We start from the raw sequence: 18599 nt of genomic DNA, 5'->3' as shown, positions 1-18599 counted from the left end.
GCATGAAACAGATCATCATCCTGGGGGCCGGTCAGGTCGGTCATTCCCTGGCCGAGGCCCTGAGTGCCGACGGGATCGACATCACCGTCGTCGACAACCGCGCCGAGCGCCTGGCCGAGCTGGAAGACCAGTTCGATATCAAGACGGTCCACGGATTCGGTGCCCATCCGTCGGTGCTGGATGCGGCCGGGGCGCGCGACGCGTCCATGCTGGTGGCGGTGACCGACTCCGACGAGGTCAACATGCTGGCCTGTCAGGTCGGCTCCACGCTGTTCAACATCGAGACCAAGATCGCTCGGGTGCGGGCCCGCGATTATCACGAGACCCCGGAGCTGTTCGCCCAGGACGCGATGCCGGTGGACATGCTGATCTCGCCGGAGGCGATCGTCACCAGTCATATCCAGCGCCTGATCGAGCACCCCGGCTCGCTGCAGGTGCTGGAGTTCGCCGAGGGACGGGTGTCGCTGGTGGGGGTGCGCGCCTACTACGGCGGGCCGCTGGTGGGCCACGAGCTGAAGAACCTGCGCTACGACATGCCGGGGGTCCATACCCGGGTCGCGGCGATCTTCCGCCATGAGCGTTCTATCCAGCCGGACGGCAACACGGTGGTGGAAGCCGACGACGAGGTGTTCTTCGTCGCGGCGAAGAAGAACATCCGTGCCGTCACCTCCGAGCTGCGCAAGCTGGAGAAGCCCTACAAGCGGATCATGATCGCCGGCGGCGGCAACATCGGCCGGCGGCTGGCCGAAGCGCTGAGCAAGCGCTACCGGGTGAAGGTGATCGAGCGCGATGCGGAGCGGGCGGACCAGCTCGCCCGGGAACTGCCCGGCAACGTGCTGGTACTGCAGGGCGACAGCGCCGACGACCGTTTCCTCGAGGCGATCAACGTCGAGCACAGCGACGTCTTCTGCGCGGTGACCAACGACGATCAGGCCAACATCTTCGCCGGGATGCTGGCCAAGCGCTACGGCGTGCGCAAGGTGATGTCGCTGATCAACCGCCCGAGCTACGTGGATCTGCTGCAGAGCGGCACCATCGACGTGGCGCTGTCGCCGCAGCAGGCCACGGTGAGCGCCCTGCTGGCCCGGGTGCGCGAGGGCGGGACCGCCACCGTGCATACCCTGCGCCGCGGCGCGGCCGAGGCGATTGAAACCGTAGTCAGCGGCGATTCGCGCACCTCGCAGGTGGTGGACCGCCGGATCGACGAAATCAACCTGCCGGAGGGGGCCAGTGTCGGTGCCGTGGTGCGCGACGACGAGGTCATCATTCCGCACCACGACACGGTGATCCATTCGGGGGATCACGTCATCCTGTTCCTCACCGACCGTGGCAAGGTGAAGCAGGTCCAGCGCCTGTTCCAGCCCAGCCCGCTGTTCTTCTGAGCCGTCCGCCGTGCTCCATCTCGCCTCCACCGCGCGCCTGCTGGGGATCCTGCTCACTCTGTTCAGCCTGAGCATGCTGCCGCCCGCACTCGTCGGGTTTATCTACGACGAGTCCACCGCGTACGTGTTCATGCAGGCGTTCATCGTGCTGCTGCTGATCGGCGGGATGCTCTGGGGCCCGCTGTATCGCGCGCATCGTGAACTGCAGCCGCGCGACGGGTTCATCCTGGTGGTGATGTTCTGGCTCGGGCTGGGTCTGGCCGGGGCGACGCCGATGGTGCTCGACCCGCATCTGAACGTCAGCTTCACCGACGCCGCGTTCGAATCCATGTCGGGCCTGACCACCACCGGGGCCACCGTGCTGACCGGCCTGGACGACATGCCGAAGGCGCTGTTGTGGTATCGCCAGCAGCTGCAGTGGATGGGCGGCATGGGCATCATCGTGCTGGCGGTGGCCATCCTGCCGCTGCTGGGCGTGGGTGGCATGCAGCTGTTCAAGGCCGAGACCCCGGGACCCATCCGCGACAACAAGCTGACCCCGCGCATCGCCGAGACCGCGCGCAACCTGTGGTACATCTACCTCGGCCTGACGGTGGCCTGTGCGGTGGCCTACTGGGTCGTCGGGATGGAGGTCTTCGACGCGATCGCGCACTCCTTCACCACCGTGGCGATCGGCGGATTCTCCACCTACGACGCCAGCCTCGGCCACTTCGATTCCGCCGCCATCGAGGGCGTGGCGATTGTCTTCATGCTGATCGCCGGGATGAACTTCGCGGTGCATTTCCTCGCCCTGCACCGTGCGTCGGTCGTGCCCTACCGGCGCGACGAGGAGCTGCGCACCTACCTGATCCTGATGGCCTCGGCGGTGGCGGTGGTAGTGGCCTACATGCTGGTGACCGGCTTTGCGGCGGACGGCGCGGACGCCTTCCGCCGCGCCGCGTTCCACGTGGTGTCCATCGGCACCACCACCGGCTACGCCACTGACGACTTCTACCTGTGGCCGGGGTTCCTGCCGGTACTGTTGATCTTCCTGTCGTTCGTCGGCGGCTGCACCGGATCCACCGGTGGCGGCATCAAGGTGGTGCGCGTGCTGCTGCTGATGAAGCAGGGCATGCGCGAGGTGAAGCGCCTGATCCATCCGCATGCGCGCATCGCCGTGAAGGTCAACGGCAAGGAGGCCCCGGACCGCGTGGTGCAGGCGGTGTGGGGCTTCCTCGCGGCCTATGTGATGGTGTTCGTGGTGATGATGCTGGCGGTGATGGCCTCGGGCCTGGATCAGGTGACGGCGTTCTCGGCGGTGGCGGCCACCCTCAACAACCTCGGCCCCGGCCTGGGCGAGGTGGGGCCGAACTTTCAGTCCATCAACGACTTCAGCAAATGGGTGCTGATCCTCGCCATGCTGATGGGGCGGCTGGAAATCTTCACCGTGCTGGTGCTTCTGTCCCCGGCGTTCTGGCAGCGCTAGGGTAGGAGCGAATTCAAGGACAGGAGGTCGTCCATGTCGCAGATGGTCGAACGTTTCCAGAACATGCTGGACGGAGGCGAGGACTCCGCGATGCTGCGCTTCTCGCTGGGCAACGCCCTGGTGACCGATGGCCAGCAGGAGGCGGCGGTGGAGCACCTGGAGCGCGCGCTGGAGCTGGACGAGGGCTACTCCGCGGCGTGGAAACTGCTGGCAAAGACCCTGGTGGCACTGGAGCGCCCGCGGCGTGCGCTGGAGGTCTGCGAGCGGGGCATGGCCATCGCCGAGGAGAAGGGCGACCTGCAGGCGGTCAAGGAAATGGAGGTCTCCGCGAAGCGCGCCCGCCGCCTGCTGGAGGCCGGGGGTGATGCGGACACATGAGCCGTGAGGATGCCCCCGGGGAGGAGGCGGACGTCGGTGCCTACCGGGCGCCGCTGACCGCGCGGCATTTCGCACCCCGCTTCTGGCTCACCTGGGTCGGCGTGGCGCTGGCCTGGGTGCTGCAGCAGATCCCGCGTCCGGCGGTGCAGGCGCTGGCGCGGGGTATCGGCCGCCTGCTGTACCGCCGCTCGGGGCGCAGCCGCCGGATCGCCGAACGCAACCTCGAGCTGTGCTTCCCGCAGCTGGATGCGGCCGAACGCGAGGCGCGCCTCGCCGCCTTCTACCGCTACCAGGCGCAGACCGTGCTGGACTATGGCCTGCTGTGGTTCGGCAAGCCCGGCGAGCATGCCTCGCGCATCCGGGTGGACGGGCTGGAGCACTACGAGCGCGCGCGCTCCGACGGGACGCCGGTGATCATCCTCGCCCCGCACTCGCTGGGGCTGGATTACGGCGGGGTGCGCATGAGCCAGATGTACGACGGGGTCTCTTTCGCCAAGCCGATGAAGAATCCGGTGCTGGAGTGGATCAACCACCGCAGCCGCACCCGCTACTCCGGGGACATCTTCGCCCGCGAGCAGGGGCTGCGTCCGGCGATCCGCCAGCTGCGCCGCGGGCGGTTCTTCTATTACCTGCCGGACGAGGACCTGGGCGCCGACGGTGCGGTGTTCGTGGATTTCTTCGGCGTACCCAAGGCCACGCTGACCGCTCTGGGACGGCTGACGCGCATGTCGCGGGCAGTGGTGCTGCCGAGTTTCGCCTGGTACGACCTCGCCCGCGACGAATACGTGATGCGCCTGTGGCCTCCAATGGAGGACTTCCCCTCGGGCGACGACGCCGCCGATGCCCGGGCCATGAACGCTGCCATCGAACGGGGCGTGGAACAGGCCCCGGCACAGTATCTGTGGACCCTGCGCCTGTTCCGCACGCGTCCCGAGGGCGAGCCTCCGCTCTACTGACCCATGCCCGAGGGCGACACCATCCACCGGCTGGCGGCCATGCTCCGCCCGCGCCTGGAAGGGGCGGCGCTGGAGGCGGTCGCGACCCGCGCCGCACGCGGCGAGCCCCTGCGCGAGCACGGCCCGATGCGGGCCGATGCGCTGCGCGCCCGCGGCAAGCACCTGCTGATGGAGCTGACCGGGCCTGACGATACGCCGTGGCTGCTGCGCACCCACCTCGGGATGTGGGGCACCTGGCACGAATACGCGCGCGGCGCCGAATGGTCGAAGCCGGCACACCAGGCCCATGCGGTGCTGACCCTCGAGGACCGGATGCTGGTGTGTTTCCACCCGCGCGAACTGGCCTGGCGCTGGATGCCCGCGGTGGGAGCGGAAGCGGCGGATGTCGAGCGTCTGGATGCCCGGGTGGGGCCGGACCTGCTGGCCGCCGAGGTGGATGTTGATGCGGTGGTGGCGCGGGTGCGCCGGGACGCGGCTGCGGACCGTCCGCTGGCGGACGTGCTGCTCGACCAGTCGCTGGCGGCGGGGATCGGCAACGTCTACAAATCGGAATTGCTGTTTCTGCATGGCTGTCACCCGCGGACCCCGGTCGGGCGGGTGAGCGACCCCGTGCTGCGGGCGCTGTATGCCGACGCGGTGCGGCTGTTGCGGCGCAACCTGCGCCCGGGGCCGCGGATCACGCGGGAGCGTGCGGAGCCGGATGCCTTCCTGTACGTCTACGGGCGTGAAGGCGAGGCCTGCCGGCGCTGTGCCGCCGTCGTGCGGCGGGCCCTGCTGGGGCAGCACGGGCGTGCGACCTGGTGGTGTCCGGTCTGCCAGCCGGAGGGCGTGGCGGGGTCGTCCCGGAACCCCGGTGGCGTTCGCCCGGACCAATGAGAACAGGCATCCACGGGGAGAGACGTCATGACGAAACCGGTTCACGTGCTGCGTCGCAGCCTGGTCGCGATGCTGGCCGGCAGTTTTCTGGTCGCGGGATGCTCCGGGGCCTCGGCCCCGTCGCCCGAGACGGTGGAGGCCTCGGCCGACGGGCTGTCGGTGGAGATCCTGCACGAGGGGCTCAATCACCCCTGGGCCATTGCGTTCCTGCCCGACGGTGGCGCGCTGATCAGCGAGCGCCCGGGCGCGCTGCGGCATTTCCCGGCCGGCGACGACGGCCCGGATTTTTCCGGTCGGGGTGAACTGGTGCCGGGGCTGCCGGATGACCTGCGGGCGCGCAATCAGGGCGGGTTGCTGGACCTGGCCCTGCACCCGGATTTCGCCGACAACCGCTGGCTGTACTTCACCTATGCGGCCAGCGTGGACGGCGGGCTGACCACGCGTCTGGCGCGTGGACGCTTCGAGGACGGGGCCCTGAACGACGTCGAGAACCTGTTCACCGCCGAACCCGGGGTGCGCGGCGGGCGCCATTTCGGCAGCCGCATCGTGTTCGACGACGACACTCACGTGTTCATCAGCGTCGGTGACCGCGGGGACCGTCATCAGGCACAGGATCCCTCCAACCACATCGGTACCATCATCCGTCTGCACGACGACGGTACGATCCCGGCGGACAACCCGTTCGTGGATGATGCCGACCGGCGCGACGCGATCTGGGCGTATGGCGTGCGCAACTCCCAGGGCATGGTGATGGATCCCGAGACCGGCATCCTGTGGGAGAACCAGCACGGTCCGCAGGGCGGGGACGAGGTCAACATCATCGAGCCGGGCAACAACTACGGCTGGCCGGTGATCACCCATGGTGAGGAGTACGGCGGCGGCCAGATCGGCGAGGGCATCACCGAGAAGGAGGGGATGGTCTCCCCGTTGCACCACTGGACGCCGTCGATTGCGCCTTCCGGTATGGCGATCCTGCGGGATCCGGCCTTTGCCGACTGGGACGGCGAACTGCTGGCGGGCGGGCTGGCCCACCGTACCCTGCGCCGTCTGACTTTCGATGCTCGCGAGCTGGTCAGCGAGGTGGAGGTACTGCCCGATCTGGACCGCCGGGTGCGCGACGTGCGCGTACACGACGGCGCGATATGGGTGCTGACCGACCATAACCCCGGCGAGCTGCTGCGGCTGCGCCCGGCCGGCGACCACGGGAGCGAATGATGTTCGGCGACTGGATGCAGCCGCAGATGGTGGAGCCCGAGCGCGCCCTGCCCGGACGGGCCGAGGCCATGCCGGTGCCGGAACGCCATGCGGTGCTGGGGACCTCGCTGGCGCCGCCGTACCCCGATGGCATGGAGATCATCCACTTCGGCATGGGCTGCTTCTGGGGCGCCGAGCGACTGTTCTGGCAGCTCGACGGGGTGTATTCCACCAGCGTGGGTTACGGCGGCGGGTACACCCCCAATCCGACCTACCGCGAGGTCTGCAGTGGCCGGACCGGCCATGCCGAACTGGTGCGGGTGGTGTTCGATCCGCGTGCGGTGACACCGGAAACCCTGTTCCGGACCTTCTGGGAGGGACACGACCCGACCCAGGGGATGCGTCAGGGCAATGATGTCGGGACCCAGTACCGCTCCGGGATCTACACCCTGGACCCGGCGCATTACGAGGCCGCGCTGGCCAGCCGCGAGCGTTTCAACGCCGCGCTGCAGGCGGCGGGGCTGGGTCCGGTCACCACCGAGATCCGCGAGCTGGAGGCGTACTACTTCGCCGAGGACTATCACCAGCAGTATCTGGCAAAGGTTCCGGACGGCTATTGCGGCCTGGGTGGCCTGCGCGTCGCCTATCCGTCCCCGGTCTGAGCGATCCGTTCGCGGGCCGCGGCCACCAGCGCGCGGAACAGGCGCTGGTGGCGGGCCTTCTGCGGCAGGTATTCGGGGTGCCACTGCACGCCGATGCAGAAATCACGGCCGCCGGCCTCGATGGCCTGGACCACGCGCGAGGGTTCGCGTCCGACAACCTTCAGGTCGTGGCCAAGGCGGTCGACGGCCTGATCGTGCAGGGCGTTCACGCGCAGCGGTGCATCGCCAAGGATGGCGGACAGCCGCGAGTGCGGATCCAGTCGTACCTGTTTGACCGGCAAGAGGCTGCGGGCGTTGGGGGTCTCCGCGTGGAACGCGGCCAGGTCGCGATGCAGACTGCCGCCGCGCACCACGTTGATCAGCTGCATCCCGCGGCAGATGCCGAGGATCGGCAGGTGCTCGTCCAGCGCGTGGTGAATCAGGGATTTCTCCAGCCGGTCGCGCTCCGGGTCCAGCGATGACCTCTTCGACTGGAACAGCCGGCGCAGCACCCACAGCGCGGGATAGAAGGCGTAGCCGATCAGGCGCTGCGACAGGCGTTGCTCCGCCCGGCGGATGGCAGTGGTGTCAGGGCCCCCTGGCAGGGTTTCGCCATAAAGCCCGGGGTCGACGTCGGCCCCGCCGCCGACGATCAGCGCGTCGATGCGGCGGTTGCGGCGGGGGTGCCCGGGGCGGATGCGCAGGGGACGGCCGCCGGCCCGCCACACCGCCAGGGCGGTGAACAGCCACGCGGGCGTGCCGCCACGGTCCGGGCCGGTGACGGCGATCACCGGACGCTGCGGGCGCTCAGAACCAGGCACGCAGTCGCTGCATCCATTCATCGGTCCAGCGGCCAACTGCCTGGCCCGGGCGCTCCAGATACTCCCGCGCGAGCCGTTCCAGACGTTCGGGATGAGCGGCCAGCTGTTCCACTTCCAACCAGCCGTTCAGCGGGTGCGCCAGGCTCCAGGCCGGGTCGTCGATGCGGCAGTCCGGCAACCGGTAATGCAGGGCGGGACGCGGCTTGATCAGTTCGTGTTCCACCGGCGCCGCCGCAACGCGTTCGGGGTCCAGCTCCGCCAGTACCGGGAGCAGGTCCAGCGGACGGTTGCGCGTGGGGTTGTGCGCCAGCCAGGTGTTGATCAGCGATGCGCGGTCCGGGGTGAAATCGGGATCGAGGATGTAGCGTACGAAGGCGCCCGGGAACGGCCGGATGTAGGGCGACAGGCGGCGCGACAGGTCGATGGCCCCCGCCTGCGCGAGGATCTCGTACATGAGCACGAAGGCCCGCAGTACGGCCAGCAGCCATTCGGGCTCGCGGCTGTGGATCTCGATGTTCAGCTGCAGCCCGAACGCGTACAGCAGCGAGCGCTCGGTCCCCAGCGCGCCTTCCTGTTGCAGTGCGGCACGCACCCGGTCCAGTCGGGGCAGCTGCGCAGGTTCCAGGGGTGGCGCGACGATCTCGTGCGGGACCAGGCGCCCGGCGGCATCGGCCAGCCAGGCCTCCAGTGCTTCCTGGTCGCGGTCTTCCAGGTCGACCCCCAGGCGGGCCAGGTGCTCGCGATAGCCGCGGTCCTTGAGTACGCGGGCATCCAGCTCCAGCTGGAAATCCCCCGCGTCGCTGTCGCGGACATGCAGCACGAAGGCATGCTCGGCCTCGATGTGCCCGCCGAATTCGTCGATGATGGCGCGGGCCATCGTCTCCAGCGAGACGCCCGCCATCTCGATTTCCACGCCGACCCGGCGCAGGGCCCCCTCGGGGGTCCGGGTCCACGGCAGTGGCTGAAACGAAGTGGTGGACATGCGGCGGCTCTCCTGGCGACGCTGTTCGGTCGGACTGTTCGGGCATGGTAGCGCGTTGCGCCACCATCGCACGCCCCGGTGTACGCGGGCGGGGGCAGGCAGTACGATAAGCCCCTCCGCAACCCTGTGTCCCCGGTGTCCCGCATGGACCGTATCTATCTGCGCGATCTCGAAATCCCCGCCGTGGTCGGCGTCTACGACTGGGAACAGCGCATGCAGCGCCCGCTGCGCTTCGACATCGAGCTGGCGGCGGACACTCGCGTGGCCGCCCACTCCGGCGAGATCGAAGACACGGTTGACTACGAGGCCGTGGCCAACGCGGTGCGGGCCATCGTGACCCGCGAACCCCACATCCTGCTCGAATCCCTCGCCGAGGAGATCGCCGAGACTTTGATGGCGCAGTTCGGTTCGCCGTGGCTGCGCATTACCCTGGGCAAACCGGGCGCGGTGGCCGGGGTGCGCGAGGTGGGCATCACCATCGAACGCGGCTCGCTCGCCACCGACTGAGACCGAGCAGGCCCCGACCGACCGCCAGGACGCTTCCGCGCTTCCTGCTCCTGTTTCCCGCACAGATTTCCCGCACTGCTCCTTCCCGCGCGGCGCCCTTTCCGGTGGCGTCCCCGGCTCGTATTGCCCTCTTTTGGTGCGTCTGCACTTTGTGATTGCACCCGTTCGTGGCAATCACCCGTGGTTTGCCCGCAACAGCGTTGCATAAAACCGGATTTTGCCCCGTTTCACGTTTCTGGCACGCCCCCTGCAAGGAACGGGTGTCGACAAGCAGCGACATCCAGAAAACACGCAGAGGGAGTCAATCAATGAAGAAATTCGCCTATTCCGCCGTCGCCACCGCGATCCTGGCCGTCGGGTCCACCGGGGGTGTCGTCTTTACTTCCAGCGCGGCCGCCGAGGTGTCGGCCAATATCTCGATCGTGTCCGATTATGAACTGCGGGGCTTTTCCGAAACCGATGGCGGCGCCGCTATCCAGGGTGGTTTTGACTGGGAGCATACCTCCGGGTTTTACCTGGGGACCTGGGCTTCCAACGTGGATTTCGGGGAAGACGACGGCACGACCTACGAGCTCGATCTTTACGGTGGGTTTGCCGATTCCTTTGACAACGGCTTCGGGTACGACGTGGGTTACGTGTATTACGCCTACCCCGATGCCGAGTTCGAGGGGGATTCCGTCTCTTACGATTTCGGCGAACTGGTCGGGTCAGTCAGTTATGACATGGACATGATCGGTTTTTACGGCGGTGTTCAGTGGGTGGTGACCGACAGCGCCTCCGAGTCGCTTCTGGAAAGCGACGACGTCTATTTCTACGGCGGCCTGGATGTGCCGTTCGCCGAGGTCTACAGCGCCGGCTTCATGGTTGGTCGCCAGACCTTCGACGACAGCGATGCCGACGACTACACCCACTACTCCGCCAGTCTCGCCCGTGATGCCGGCGAATTCGGCGAATTCAGCCTGAACCTGGCCTACGCCGATGTCGATGACGAAGACATGCGCGCCTGGGTGGGCTGGTCGAAATCCTTCTGATCGTTGAACCGGAAGCAAAACATCGTTGCGGGTCGTTGCCCCCGGGCAGCGGCTCGCCGGAGAGGAGTCTGACATGAAGATGATTACTGCCGTGATCAAGCCGTTCAAGCTTGATGATGTGCGCGAGGCGATGTCCGAGATCGGTGTGCAGGGCATCACCATGACCGAAGTCAAGGGTTTCGGTCGTCAGCGTGGCCACACCGAACTGTACCGCGGTGCTGAATACGTCGTGGACTTTCTGCCCAAGGTCAAGCTGGAGGTTGCGGTGGATGACAGCCTGGTCGACCAGGTGATCGAAGCCGTTTCGAAGGCCGCGAGCACCGGCAAGATCGGGGACGGAAAGATCTTTGTCTCGCCGGTCGAGCAGGTCCTGCGGATCCGCACGGGTGAAACCGGAACCGAGGCGCTCTGAGCGCCCTTCCTCGGTCCTACTGAATGAGGTAATCCGACAATGGATATCGAACAGCAAGTCGTCGAGGTCGCCTACGCCCTTGACACCTTTTACTTCCTGATGGCCGGCGCACTGGTCATGTGGATGGCCGCGGGCTTTACCATGCTCGAGGCCGGCATGGTGCGGACCAAGAGCGTGGCCGAAATCCTCACCAAGAACATCTCCCTTTATTCCATCGCCTCGGTCATGTACATGCTGATCGGCTACAACATCATGTACAGCGACGGGCTCACCTCGTTGATCCCGGGCCTGGGCTTCTTTATTACCGGTGACAACGCCGTGTCCGAGGTGCTGGGCAGCGGTGGCGACATCTACTACTCCGACCGCGCGGACTTCTTCTTCCAGGTGGTGTTCGTGGCCACCGCGATGTCGATTGTTTCCGGGGCGGTTGCCGAACGCATGAAGCTGTGGGCCTTCCTCGCCTTCGCCGTGGTCCTCACCGGCGTGATCTACCCGATCCAGGGCTTCTGGAGCTGGGGCGGCGGCATGCTGGACCAGATCGGCTATCTCGACTACGCCGGTTCGGGCATCGTCCACTTCACCGGTGCCGTGGCCGCGCTGGCGGGCGTCCTGCTGCTGGGGGCGCGCAAGGGCAAGTACGGCAAGGACGGCCAGATCAACGCGATCCCGGGCTCCAGCATGCCGCTGGCGACGCTGGGCGTGCTGATCCTCTGGCTGGGCTGGTTCGGCTTCAACGGCGGTTCCGAGCTCAAGGTGTCCGACGTTGAATCCGCGAACGCCGTGGCGGCCGTGTTCACCAACACCAACCTGGCCGCGGCCGGGGGCGTGATTGCCGCGCTGATCACCACCCGTCTGATGTTCGGCAAGGCCGATCTGACCATGGCCCTGAACGGCGCGGTCGCCGGCCTGGTGTCCATCACCGCCGAACCGCTGATGCCCAGCCCGCTGCTGGCGACCTTCATCGGCGCCGTGGGTGGCGTGATCGTGGTGTTCTCCATCGTCGCCCTGGACAAGGTCAAGATCGATGACCCGGTGGGTGCGATCTCGGCCCACGGCACAGCCGGCATCTGGGGTGTCCTCGCGGTGCTGCTGTCCAACCCGGATGCGACCTTCGTGGCGCAGATCGCGGGTCTGGCGGCGATCTTCGTCTTCGTCTTCCTCGCCAGCCTACTGGTGTGGTTCGTCCTCAAAATGGCCATGGGCATCCGCCTGGGTGAAGAGGAAGAAGAGATCGGTGCCGACGTGACCGAGTGCGGCCTCGAGGCCTACCCCGAGTTCACGAACAAGTAACGCGAAACCCATAGCCTGTACGCAGGCTGGACGGGGCCGGGAGGCCGGCCCCGCAACTTGTCTCCTCCGACGCCGACAGCACGGTCTCTCCCAGGACCCGGAAGTTGGCCTTCAGGGCGCCCTCGCGGCGCCCTCTTTTTTGGGGCGATGAACGCCGATCCCGCAGACCTGCCGATCGGAGGGTGCCTGTTCGTTGCGAGTGCGAATACGATCAGTGGCGGGGCAATTCGCACCAGTGTTGATCTTCCTTGTTTGGGGTTTTCTTAATAACCAATTGAAATTGCGGAAAGATTATTTCTGGCACTCCGTTTGCAGGCCAGTTACATGCGAGACAAATCAGTCTCTTTGTGGTGATGGTCAGCGGAGATAGAGCCAATGAAATTCAAGAAGCTTGCAAACCTCGTTTCGCCCGGTCGCGCGGACGCCGCGAATACGGCATTCAGCCCCGATCGCCGTAAGTTCCTTCGAACGGGATGTGCCTGTGGTGCGTTGAGTCTTTCCTCGGCCGGCATGGCATTGCTAGCGACCACCGGAAGTGCCAGGGCCGGGGTTGCGGATGAACTGGTGAAGGCGGGGCACCTGCCCGCGGGGTGTATTTCTCACCTGCTCCTGGCCGCGCAACGGGGGCTCTTCAAGGAGGCCGGGCTGGCCGTGGACATTACCCAGTTCAACGGACCCATGGAGAATCTCCGGGCGCTCGGCGTCGGGGGAGTGGATGTGGCCCACAACCCATGGACAGCGTCCATGGCGGATTATGCCGAGGGCAATGATGGCCTGCGGATTATTGGCGGTAGCGGCATCTCCGGGATCGAGCTGGTGGCACGCGAAGGCTCGGTGACGTCCGTGGAGGAGTTCGTCGAAGCGGCGGGCCAGGGGCTGCGGGTCGGTACGTTGCGGCTGGACACACTGGAGCTGGTTGCCTACGGGACGATGTCGCAGAACGGGCTTTCATACAGTGACTACGAGATGACGTTCTTTAACGGCATGCCGGGGATGGGCGAGGCCCTGATCAACGGCAACGTCGATGTCTGTACCCTTGCACAGCCCTACGCCGAGACCGTGGTCAAGGAGTCGGGCGGCAAATACATCGCCACCAGCAACGATGTCTGGGGCCCGGATGCGGCGGATTGCGTGATTAATGCCACTGCGGATTTCATGGAAGAGCGCCCGGAGGTGGCGAGGCGCTACATGGAGGTCCTCAAGGAGGCAGGGGAACAGTTCCATTCCGACTTCGAGTCGGCGCTGGACGACCTGGAGCCTCTGTTCAGCGCGTCACGCGAGGTGCTGGAAGTCGCCCTGAAGCGTCAGCCGCCGGCACCGGTAATGTCGCAGGAATCCGCGGATGGGATCCGCCAGGGCGTCGACTACCTGATCGAACTCGGATATTTCGATTCGAACATCGCGGACGAGGTGATCGATTTGCGTCTGAGTCCGAGCGAGACCGCTTGACTGTGGATCATGCGGTGCCGTGATGTTCGGCGCCGCATGTTTGCCGGACCGGTTGGTGTGACCGGAGCAGGACTTCCGCGATGGCCCTGGTTTCCCGGGCAGCACTCGCTGTCCGGGAAACCATGGCTGTAACGGTTGCGCCATCGACGAGGATGGTCAGCTGTTCGCCAAGTTCCTCGGGCCGCGGAAACCCTTCGTCACGCAATAGCCGGATAATGGCCCGCCTGATCGAATCGCGATGATTCAGCGCCATCCTGCGGTATTCGTCGGCCCGTTTGTCATGTTCCGCAACCGTGTTCACGAAAGGACATCCATAGAATTCCTCGTTGAGGAACCAGTCCTCCAGGATGTCAAACACACCTGCGACACGATCTGCCCCGGTTCCCGGCAAAGCATCCAGCCGGCTCTCGAACCATTCCATCCAGCGATGGCCATCCCGCTCCAGAACCTCCTTGAGGAGATTCTGTTTGGAGCCGAATTGTTCATAAAGCGTCTTTCGCGCGACCCCGGCTTCGGCGAGTAGTCGGTTGAGTCCGGTGCAATTGACGCCGTCGCGGCAGAACAGCCTTGTTGCCGTGTCGAGCAGAATTTCCCTGGGATCTTCATCTCGCGGTCGACGCCCCATGTCGTGTGCACCCCGATGGCTGAGCCTGAGCGCGATCGTAACACGCGATCATCACGCGGGCTTGCCGCTTTTCCGAGGCAGCGCAGCGACCCCGGCGCCCGGTTCGGAATGGGCTCCCGTCAATGCCACATCGGGGTGCAACTGCTCGCTGATGGGGCCCGCCTATGGGGCCTCGGGGTATCGGGTAACCCGTTGTGCGTTTCTTAAGGTTCTGATTCTGCGGTTTGTAAAGAGTTGGCATGCTCTCTGCATCAGTAGCCAGTAGAAAGACCGGTCTCTTTATTATTCACGATACAAGCTCATCGCCCGGTGAGCCGGTCTTTGCCAGGCGAGGAAGCAATGAAGGAGACGGACATGCCGGAACCCAAGCATTACGACACCATCATCGTGGGGGCGCGTGTGGCGGGCAGCTCCCTGGCCATACAGCTTGCGCGCGCGGGTCAGAAAGTGGCCGTGCTCGATCGCACGACGTTCCCGTCGGACACGCTTTCGACCCATGTTGTCTATCCCAATACGCTGAAGCGGATGGACGAACTCGGGGTCCTCGACCGGGTGCTGGAGAATGGTCCGCCCCCCCTGTATACCGCCTGGCATTATGACGGACAGATGGTGGTCGCCCCCCACACGCCTATTGCAGGGCGTGACTGGGCGATCTGTGTGCGGCGGATCACCCTCGATTCGATCCTGGTGGATCAGGCCCGGTCTGATGGAGCCGAGGTCTTCGAGGGGTGTCAGGTCACGGGCCTGATTGGTGAAGCGACCGACACGGATCCGGTTCGTGGTGTCACCGCTTCCGGCCCGGAGGGGGAATTCAGTCTGACCGCCGATGTGGTGGTGGGAGCGGACGGTGCCAACTCGTCGATCGCCCGGCTTCTCGGAGCAGAGAAATACTCCGTCATGCCCAGCGAGACGATGCAGTACTTTGCTTACTGGAAGAATGCCGACGTTCGCAATACGCAGGATTTCTTCTTTGAGCCGCCCTGGATCGTCACTCACTTCCCTTCCGACAACGATCACCATGTGGTCTCGATCAACGGGCCCAAGAGTGAACGGAAGTCCATCAAGAATCTGGAAGAGTTCTATCTATCCAAACTGGAATCCGTGCCTGCTTTGTGGGGCAGGCTTTCGCGGGCCGAAAAGGTCAGTCAGGTAAAGGGCACCACCCGTCTGGAAGGTTTCTACCGCCGGTCCACCGGTGCTGGCTGGGCGCTCACCGGCGACGCCGCGCACTTCAAGCATCCGGCGACCGCGCAGGGCATTGGTGATGCCCTGCATGCCGCCGAGGCCCTCGCACCGATGATCTGCAGCGGTACCTATCGGGATGAGTACCCGCAGTGGCGACACGAAGCGTCCCGGGAGCTGTATGCGTTCAGCAAGCATCTGGCCGAGGTGCCAACGCATGCCTCCATGGAACTCATGTTCAAGGCCCTGGTGCATGACCCGGATACCGCGCGCCGACTGTTCGACGTCTGGTCTCGTCGGTCGCGCCCGTGGGAGGACGTCATTCCGAATATCCCCGGAATGGAGGCCACTACGGGTACCAGTGTCGAGGACGTCCTGACACCGATCGAGAGCCAAGATGATCTCCGCAAGACCGCCTGATCTTTCCGGCTCCATGAGCAGCGTCGATGCGGCCAACCAGGAGGCGCTGGACAGGATCCGGTCGTGCGAACCGAACCTGAGCGGGATCCGTGTCGCTGGAGAGGCCCTCGGCATGGGCGAGCGACAGTTGGGGCATGCCGGGCCTCCGTTCCGCGATCCGTCACGGATTCCGCCGGTTGTGCTTTCCGCACTCGCGGGCGCGGCGGTCCTGGAAAGCTGGGCCACCAACCATGAAGAAGGGCGCCGCCTGATTCTGGAAGGTTCGATCCGGCTTACGCCGAATCATGAGCTGGGCACCGTGTCTCCCATGGCCGGCGTGGTCCGACCCTCTCAACCCGTGATGGAGGTGCGCAACGGCGCTGGCTCGGAGACGGCCTTTGCCACCTTCGCGGAGGGCGGACGCCAGGGTCTTCGTTTTGGCGTCTGGGGCTCCAGCGTAGTTGGCCACCTCGCGGAACTCGAGCAAAGGATTGCTCCGGCGATCGCGGCTGCCCTCCCCAAAGGAGGATTGCCCGTTTGGCCGCTGGTTTCGCAGGGACTGCGCCAGGGCGATGACATCCACCAAAGGAACGAAGCCTTCACGCGGGCCTTCATCGACGCACTGGAGGGTTTGCCGCCGGATGTCGCGGCGTGGCTTGGCGAAAACCCCCAGCACTGCCTCAACTACGCGATGGGTGCGGCCAAACTCGCTCTGGATACGGCCAGAGGTGTCTCCGGCAGTTCGATCGTCGTGGCCGTTGCACGCAACGGCGATGAATGTGGCATCCAGCTCGCGGGTACCGGGGACCGCTGGTTCTGCGCCCCGTCCAATCTGCCTCGCGGCCAGTTGTTCGGGGAGTTCACGCCGGACGACTGCCAGCCCGACCTCGGAGACAGCGCGATCATGGAGACGATCGGCCTGGGCGGAGGTGCGGCGTTCTCGGCCCCGGCGCTCAATCGCAAGCTGGGTGCCGCGCAGGATCAGGCCGACCGTGATGCCGTTGTCCAGCGTTCCTGGTTTCTCGCCGCAAATCCGTGGTTTGCGCCGCCGGATGTCCCCGACGCACGGGACTATGGCCTTGGGCTCGACGCGCGGGAAGTTGCCCGCTCGCATGCCGGCCTCCTGATCCATACCGGTATCGCCCACCGCGACGGCGTGACCGGCTGGATTGGCATTGGTCGCGTACGGGCGCCGGTTGCCTGTTTTTCGCGGGCCGTGCAAACCCTGCAGGAGATTACTGATGCGCCATAGTCCCGATGTCGACTCCCATTCTCAGCCAGTCCCCGCTTCCGCCACAGAGCCCTCGGACGCGGGGTCCCTCGCTCAAGGCGATGGTTCCCGGCCGTCGGGCCACTCGCTCGGTACCTGGCTTGCGTTGCGTTGGCGTGACCTGCGCGGAACCGTGTCAACGGTTGTCTGGTTTCTGCTGGCCTGGTTTCTGATTGGCGTTCTCTGGGAAGTGGCGGTCCATTTCCACTGGGTGCACGGCCGCATCCTGCCGCCGCCCAGCGAAACGATCCCGTACCTTTTATCGGGCCCTGCTCCTGCCGGTATTGGTACGCAGCAACTGACGTACGGTGGTGCCGTCCTGGACACCCTGGGTCGTATTGCCCTCGGTTTTGTCCTTGGGGTCACCGTGGCCATTGTTATCGGGGTCATGATTTCCCTGGTTCGACCATTCCGGAATCTGGTCCTGCCCATCGTGCAGACCATCGCCCCCATCTCGCCGGTTGCATGGATTCCTTTTGCAATAGCCATTGTCGGTATTGGCGGTCCGGCGGCCATATTCGTGGTTTTCATGGCCATTATCGGTTCGATGACCATCTCGGTCGTGACCGCGATCGAAAATACCCCGCAGGAATATCTGATGGTCGCCCGCAATCTGGGGACCCGGGGGGTGCGTCTGTGGACGCATGTCATTCTGCCGTCGGCCGCCCCGACTCTCATCGAGACTGCCCGATTGAGTTTTTTTGCCGCATGGATGGCGGTCCTGGCCGGAGAGATGGCGGGCATCGATTCCGGCCTTGGCTATCTCATCATGCTGGGGCAGCAGATGTATAACATGAAGCTTGTCATGGTAGGCATCATTACGATCGGATTCCTTGGCTTCGCGATCGATCGAGCCCTGGTTCTGTTGAAGAAAAAGGCTGCATGGTGGGGGTCCCAGCAATGAATGATCATGCGCGCAACGTTCCAGCTCAGGATGCCGAAGTGATCTTCGAGGATGTGACGAAGAAATTCGATGGCCAGCCTGCCATTGAGAATGTGAACTTCCGTGTCCCTCGAGGAAGTTTTACCGTCGTCATCGGACCCAGTGGCTGCGGAAAAAGCACCCTTCTGGGGATGGCGGCGGGCCTGTCCTCGCCCGACGAAGGCTATGTGTTTGCGAATGGTCGACAGGCCCTGGGTCCCACTCCGAAGACCGCGCTCCTGTTTCAAAGCTACAACCTTTTTCCGTGGCTTTCGGCCCAGGGGAACGTCGCATTCGCCCTGCGCAACCAGGGTTGCCGCCCTGCCGAGGCACGAAAACGGGCAAAGGCGCTTCTGGGCGCCGTCGGCCTGGGGGGCTGCATCCAAAAATACCCCATGCAGCTTTCCGGTGGGATGAAACAGCGGGTTGCGCTGGTGCGTGCCTTCGCCCTGAGTCCTCGGCTGCTGCTTCTGGATGAGCCGTTCGCAGCCCTCGATCACCAGACCAAGAAGCTCATGCACCAGTACCTCCTCATGACGTGGGAAGAAACCGGGTGTTCGGTCGTGATGGTGACGCACAGCCTGGATGAAGCGCTCGCGCTCGCCGACCGGATTGTTCTTGTGACGGGTTCGCCCGGGCGTGTTTCGGACATCATCGACGTTGATCTTCCGCGTCCAAGAGACCCCTTCGATGACGGCATGCGGGAGTTGCACGCACAACTGGAGAATCACCTGGAGCGCGAGGTTACAAGGGGAGAATTTACCGCCGAGGAACGAGAGATCCTGGGTGCGGCCGGCGGCAGCAAAAACTGAAAGAG

19 protein-coding genes are annotated in these 18599 nt (G+C 65.2%); 16 read left to right on the top strand and 3 right to left on the bottom strand.

Annotated features, from left to right (window positions below):
- Positions 1 to 2: 2 nt before the first annotated feature.
- From trkA to msrA, 7 genes are read left to right on the top strand one after another with little or no spacing between them, the layout of a single operon-like run.
- Entirely contained in the window at positions 3 to 1382 is a 1380-nt protein-coding gene (trkA, locus tag F790_RS0109845; RefSeq protein ID WP_019021661.1) for a Trk system potassium transporter TrkA, read from the top strand.
- A 10-nt stretch (positions 1383 to 1392) separates the two neighbouring features.
- Entirely contained in the window at positions 1393 to 2847 is a 1455-nt protein-coding gene (locus tag F790_RS0109840; RefSeq protein WP_019591553.1) for a TrkH family potassium uptake protein, read from the top strand.
- A 33-nt stretch (positions 2848 to 2880) separates the two neighbouring features.
- The gene (locus tag F790_RS0109835) at positions 2881 to 3225 is read left to right on the top strand and encodes a tetratricopeptide repeat protein (protein ID WP_019591552.1); all 345 of its coding nucleotides are present in this window, start codon (positions 2881 to 2883) and stop codon (positions 3223 to 3225) included.
- Positions 3222 to 4181, top strand: a complete 960-nt coding sequence (locus F790_RS0109830; protein ID WP_019591551.1) for a lysophospholipid acyltransferase family protein — start codon at positions 3222 to 3224, stop codon at positions 4179 to 4181. Before F790_RS0109835 ends, F790_RS0109830 begins: the two co-directional genes overlap by 4 nt.
- A 3-nt stretch (positions 4182 to 4184) precedes the next feature.
- The gene (locus F790_RS0109825; RefSeq protein WP_019591550.1) at positions 4185 to 5057 is read left to right on the top strand and encodes a DNA-formamidopyrimidine glycosylase family protein; all 873 of its coding nucleotides are present in this window, start codon (positions 4185 to 4187) and stop codon (positions 5055 to 5057) included.
- A 27-nt stretch (positions 5058 to 5084) separates the two neighbouring features.
- Positions 5085 to 6272: a PQQ-dependent sugar dehydrogenase gene (locus tag F790_RS0109820; protein ID WP_019591549.1), complete on the top strand. Its 1188-nt coding sequence runs from the start codon at positions 5085 to 5087 to the stop codon at positions 6270 to 6272.
- Positions 6272 to 6913 (top strand): peptide-methionine (S)-S-oxide reductase MsrA, encoded by a 642-nt coding sequence (gene msrA, locus F790_RS0109815; protein WP_019591548.1) that lies wholly within the window; start codon positions 6272 to 6274, stop codon positions 6911 to 6913. The genes F790_RS0109820 and msrA overlap by 1 nt, the downstream gene beginning before the upstream one ends.
- Here the strand turns inward: msrA and F790_RS0109810 are convergent.
- Together F790_RS0109810 and F790_RS0109805 are read right to left on the bottom strand one after the other, a co-directional pair.
- Complete coding sequence (locus F790_RS0109810; protein WP_019589964.1) at positions 6895 to 7683, bottom strand: gamma-glutamyl-gamma-aminobutyrate hydrolase family protein; 789 nt, start codon at positions 7681 to 7683, stop codon at positions 6895 to 6897. The two genes, msrA and F790_RS0109810, sit on opposite strands and share 19 nt — an antisense overlap.
- Before the next feature lie 16 nt (positions 7684 to 7699).
- Positions 7700 to 8695, bottom strand: coding sequence for an amidoligase family protein (locus tag F790_RS0109805; protein ID WP_019591547.1), 996 nt, complete (start codon positions 8693 to 8695; stop codon positions 7700 to 7702).
- Positions 8696 to 8839: 144 nt separating this feature from the next.
- Here F790_RS0109805 and folB point away from each other — a divergent pair, with 144 nt between their 5' ends.
- The 5 genes from folB to F790_RS0109780 all read left to right on the top strand — a co-directional run bounded on the left by folB (position 8840) and on the right by F790_RS0109780 (position 13384).
- A complete protein-coding gene (gene folB / locus F790_RS0109800) occupies positions 8840 to 9202 on the top strand; it encodes a dihydroneopterin aldolase (RefSeq protein ID WP_018869194.1) in 363 nt (120 codons plus the stop codon).
- Between the two features lie 308 nt (positions 9203 to 9510).
- Positions 9511 to 10233, top strand: coding sequence for a TorF family putative porin (locus F790_RS0109795; protein WP_019591546.1), 723 nt, complete (start codon positions 9511 to 9513; stop codon positions 10231 to 10233).
- 73 nt (positions 10234 to 10306) lie between these two features.
- Positions 10307 to 10645, top strand: a complete 339-nt coding sequence (gene glnK / locus F790_RS0109790) for a P-II family nitrogen regulator (protein ID WP_018869196.1) — start codon at positions 10307 to 10309, stop codon at positions 10643 to 10645.
- 39 nt (positions 10646 to 10684) lie between these two features.
- Positions 10685 to 11935, top strand: coding sequence for an ammonium transporter (locus F790_RS0109785; RefSeq protein ID WP_019589967.1), 1251 nt, complete (start codon positions 10685 to 10687; stop codon positions 11933 to 11935).
- A gap of 489 nt (positions 11936 to 12424) precedes the next feature.
- Positions 12425 to 13384 carry an ABC transporter substrate-binding protein gene (locus tag F790_RS0109780; protein ID WP_232199263.1) on the top strand — a complete coding sequence of 320 codons (960 nt, stop codon included), beginning with the start codon at positions 12425 to 12427 and terminating at the stop codon, positions 13382 to 13384.
- 7 nt (positions 13385 to 13391) lie between these two features.
- Here the strand turns inward: F790_RS0109780 and F790_RS13835 are convergent, their stop codons facing one another.
- Positions 13392 to 14009, bottom strand: coding sequence for a TetR/AcrR family transcriptional regulator (locus tag F790_RS13835; protein ID WP_083938872.1), 618 nt, complete (start codon positions 14007 to 14009; stop codon positions 13392 to 13394).
- A gap of 354 nt (positions 14010 to 14363) precedes the next feature.
- On the opposite strand from F790_RS13835, the gene F790_RS0109770 reads away from it, so the two are divergent.
- The 4 genes from F790_RS0109770 to F790_RS0109755 are packed head-to-tail and all read left to right on the top strand — an operon-like array spanning position 14364 to position 18594.
- On the top strand, positions 14364 to 15611 hold the full coding sequence (locus tag F790_RS0109770; protein ID WP_019591543.1) for an NAD(P)/FAD-dependent oxidoreductase: 1248 nt from the start codon (positions 14364 to 14366) through the stop codon (positions 15609 to 15611).
- 13 nt (positions 15612 to 15624) lie between these two features.
- On the top strand, positions 15625 to 16842 hold the full coding sequence (locus F790_RS0109765; RefSeq protein ID WP_019591542.1) for a DUF1116 domain-containing protein: 1218 nt from the start codon (positions 15625 to 15627) through the stop codon (positions 16840 to 16842).
- A complete protein-coding gene (locus tag F790_RS0109760; protein WP_019591541.1) occupies positions 16832 to 17764 on the top strand; it encodes an ABC transporter permease in 933 nt (310 codons plus the stop codon). Before F790_RS0109765 ends, F790_RS0109760 begins: the two co-directional genes overlap by 11 nt.
- The gene (locus F790_RS0109755) at positions 17761 to 18594 is read left to right on the top strand and encodes an ABC transporter ATP-binding protein (RefSeq protein ID WP_029681248.1); all 834 of its coding nucleotides are present in this window, start codon (positions 17761 to 17763) and stop codon (positions 18592 to 18594) included. The genes F790_RS0109760 and F790_RS0109755 overlap by 4 nt, the downstream gene beginning before the upstream one ends.
- Positions 18595 to 18599: the final 5 nt, after the last annotated feature.

The sequence above is a fragment of the Thioalkalivibrio sp. ALE20 genome, assembly GCF_000381405.1.
Lineage (GTDB): Bacteria > Pseudomonadota > Gammaproteobacteria > Ectothiorhodospirales > Ectothiorhodospiraceae > Thioalkalivibrio.
The sequence above is the reverse complement of the archived record's forward strand: the minus strand, read 5'-3'. Positions and strand labels throughout refer to the sequence as shown.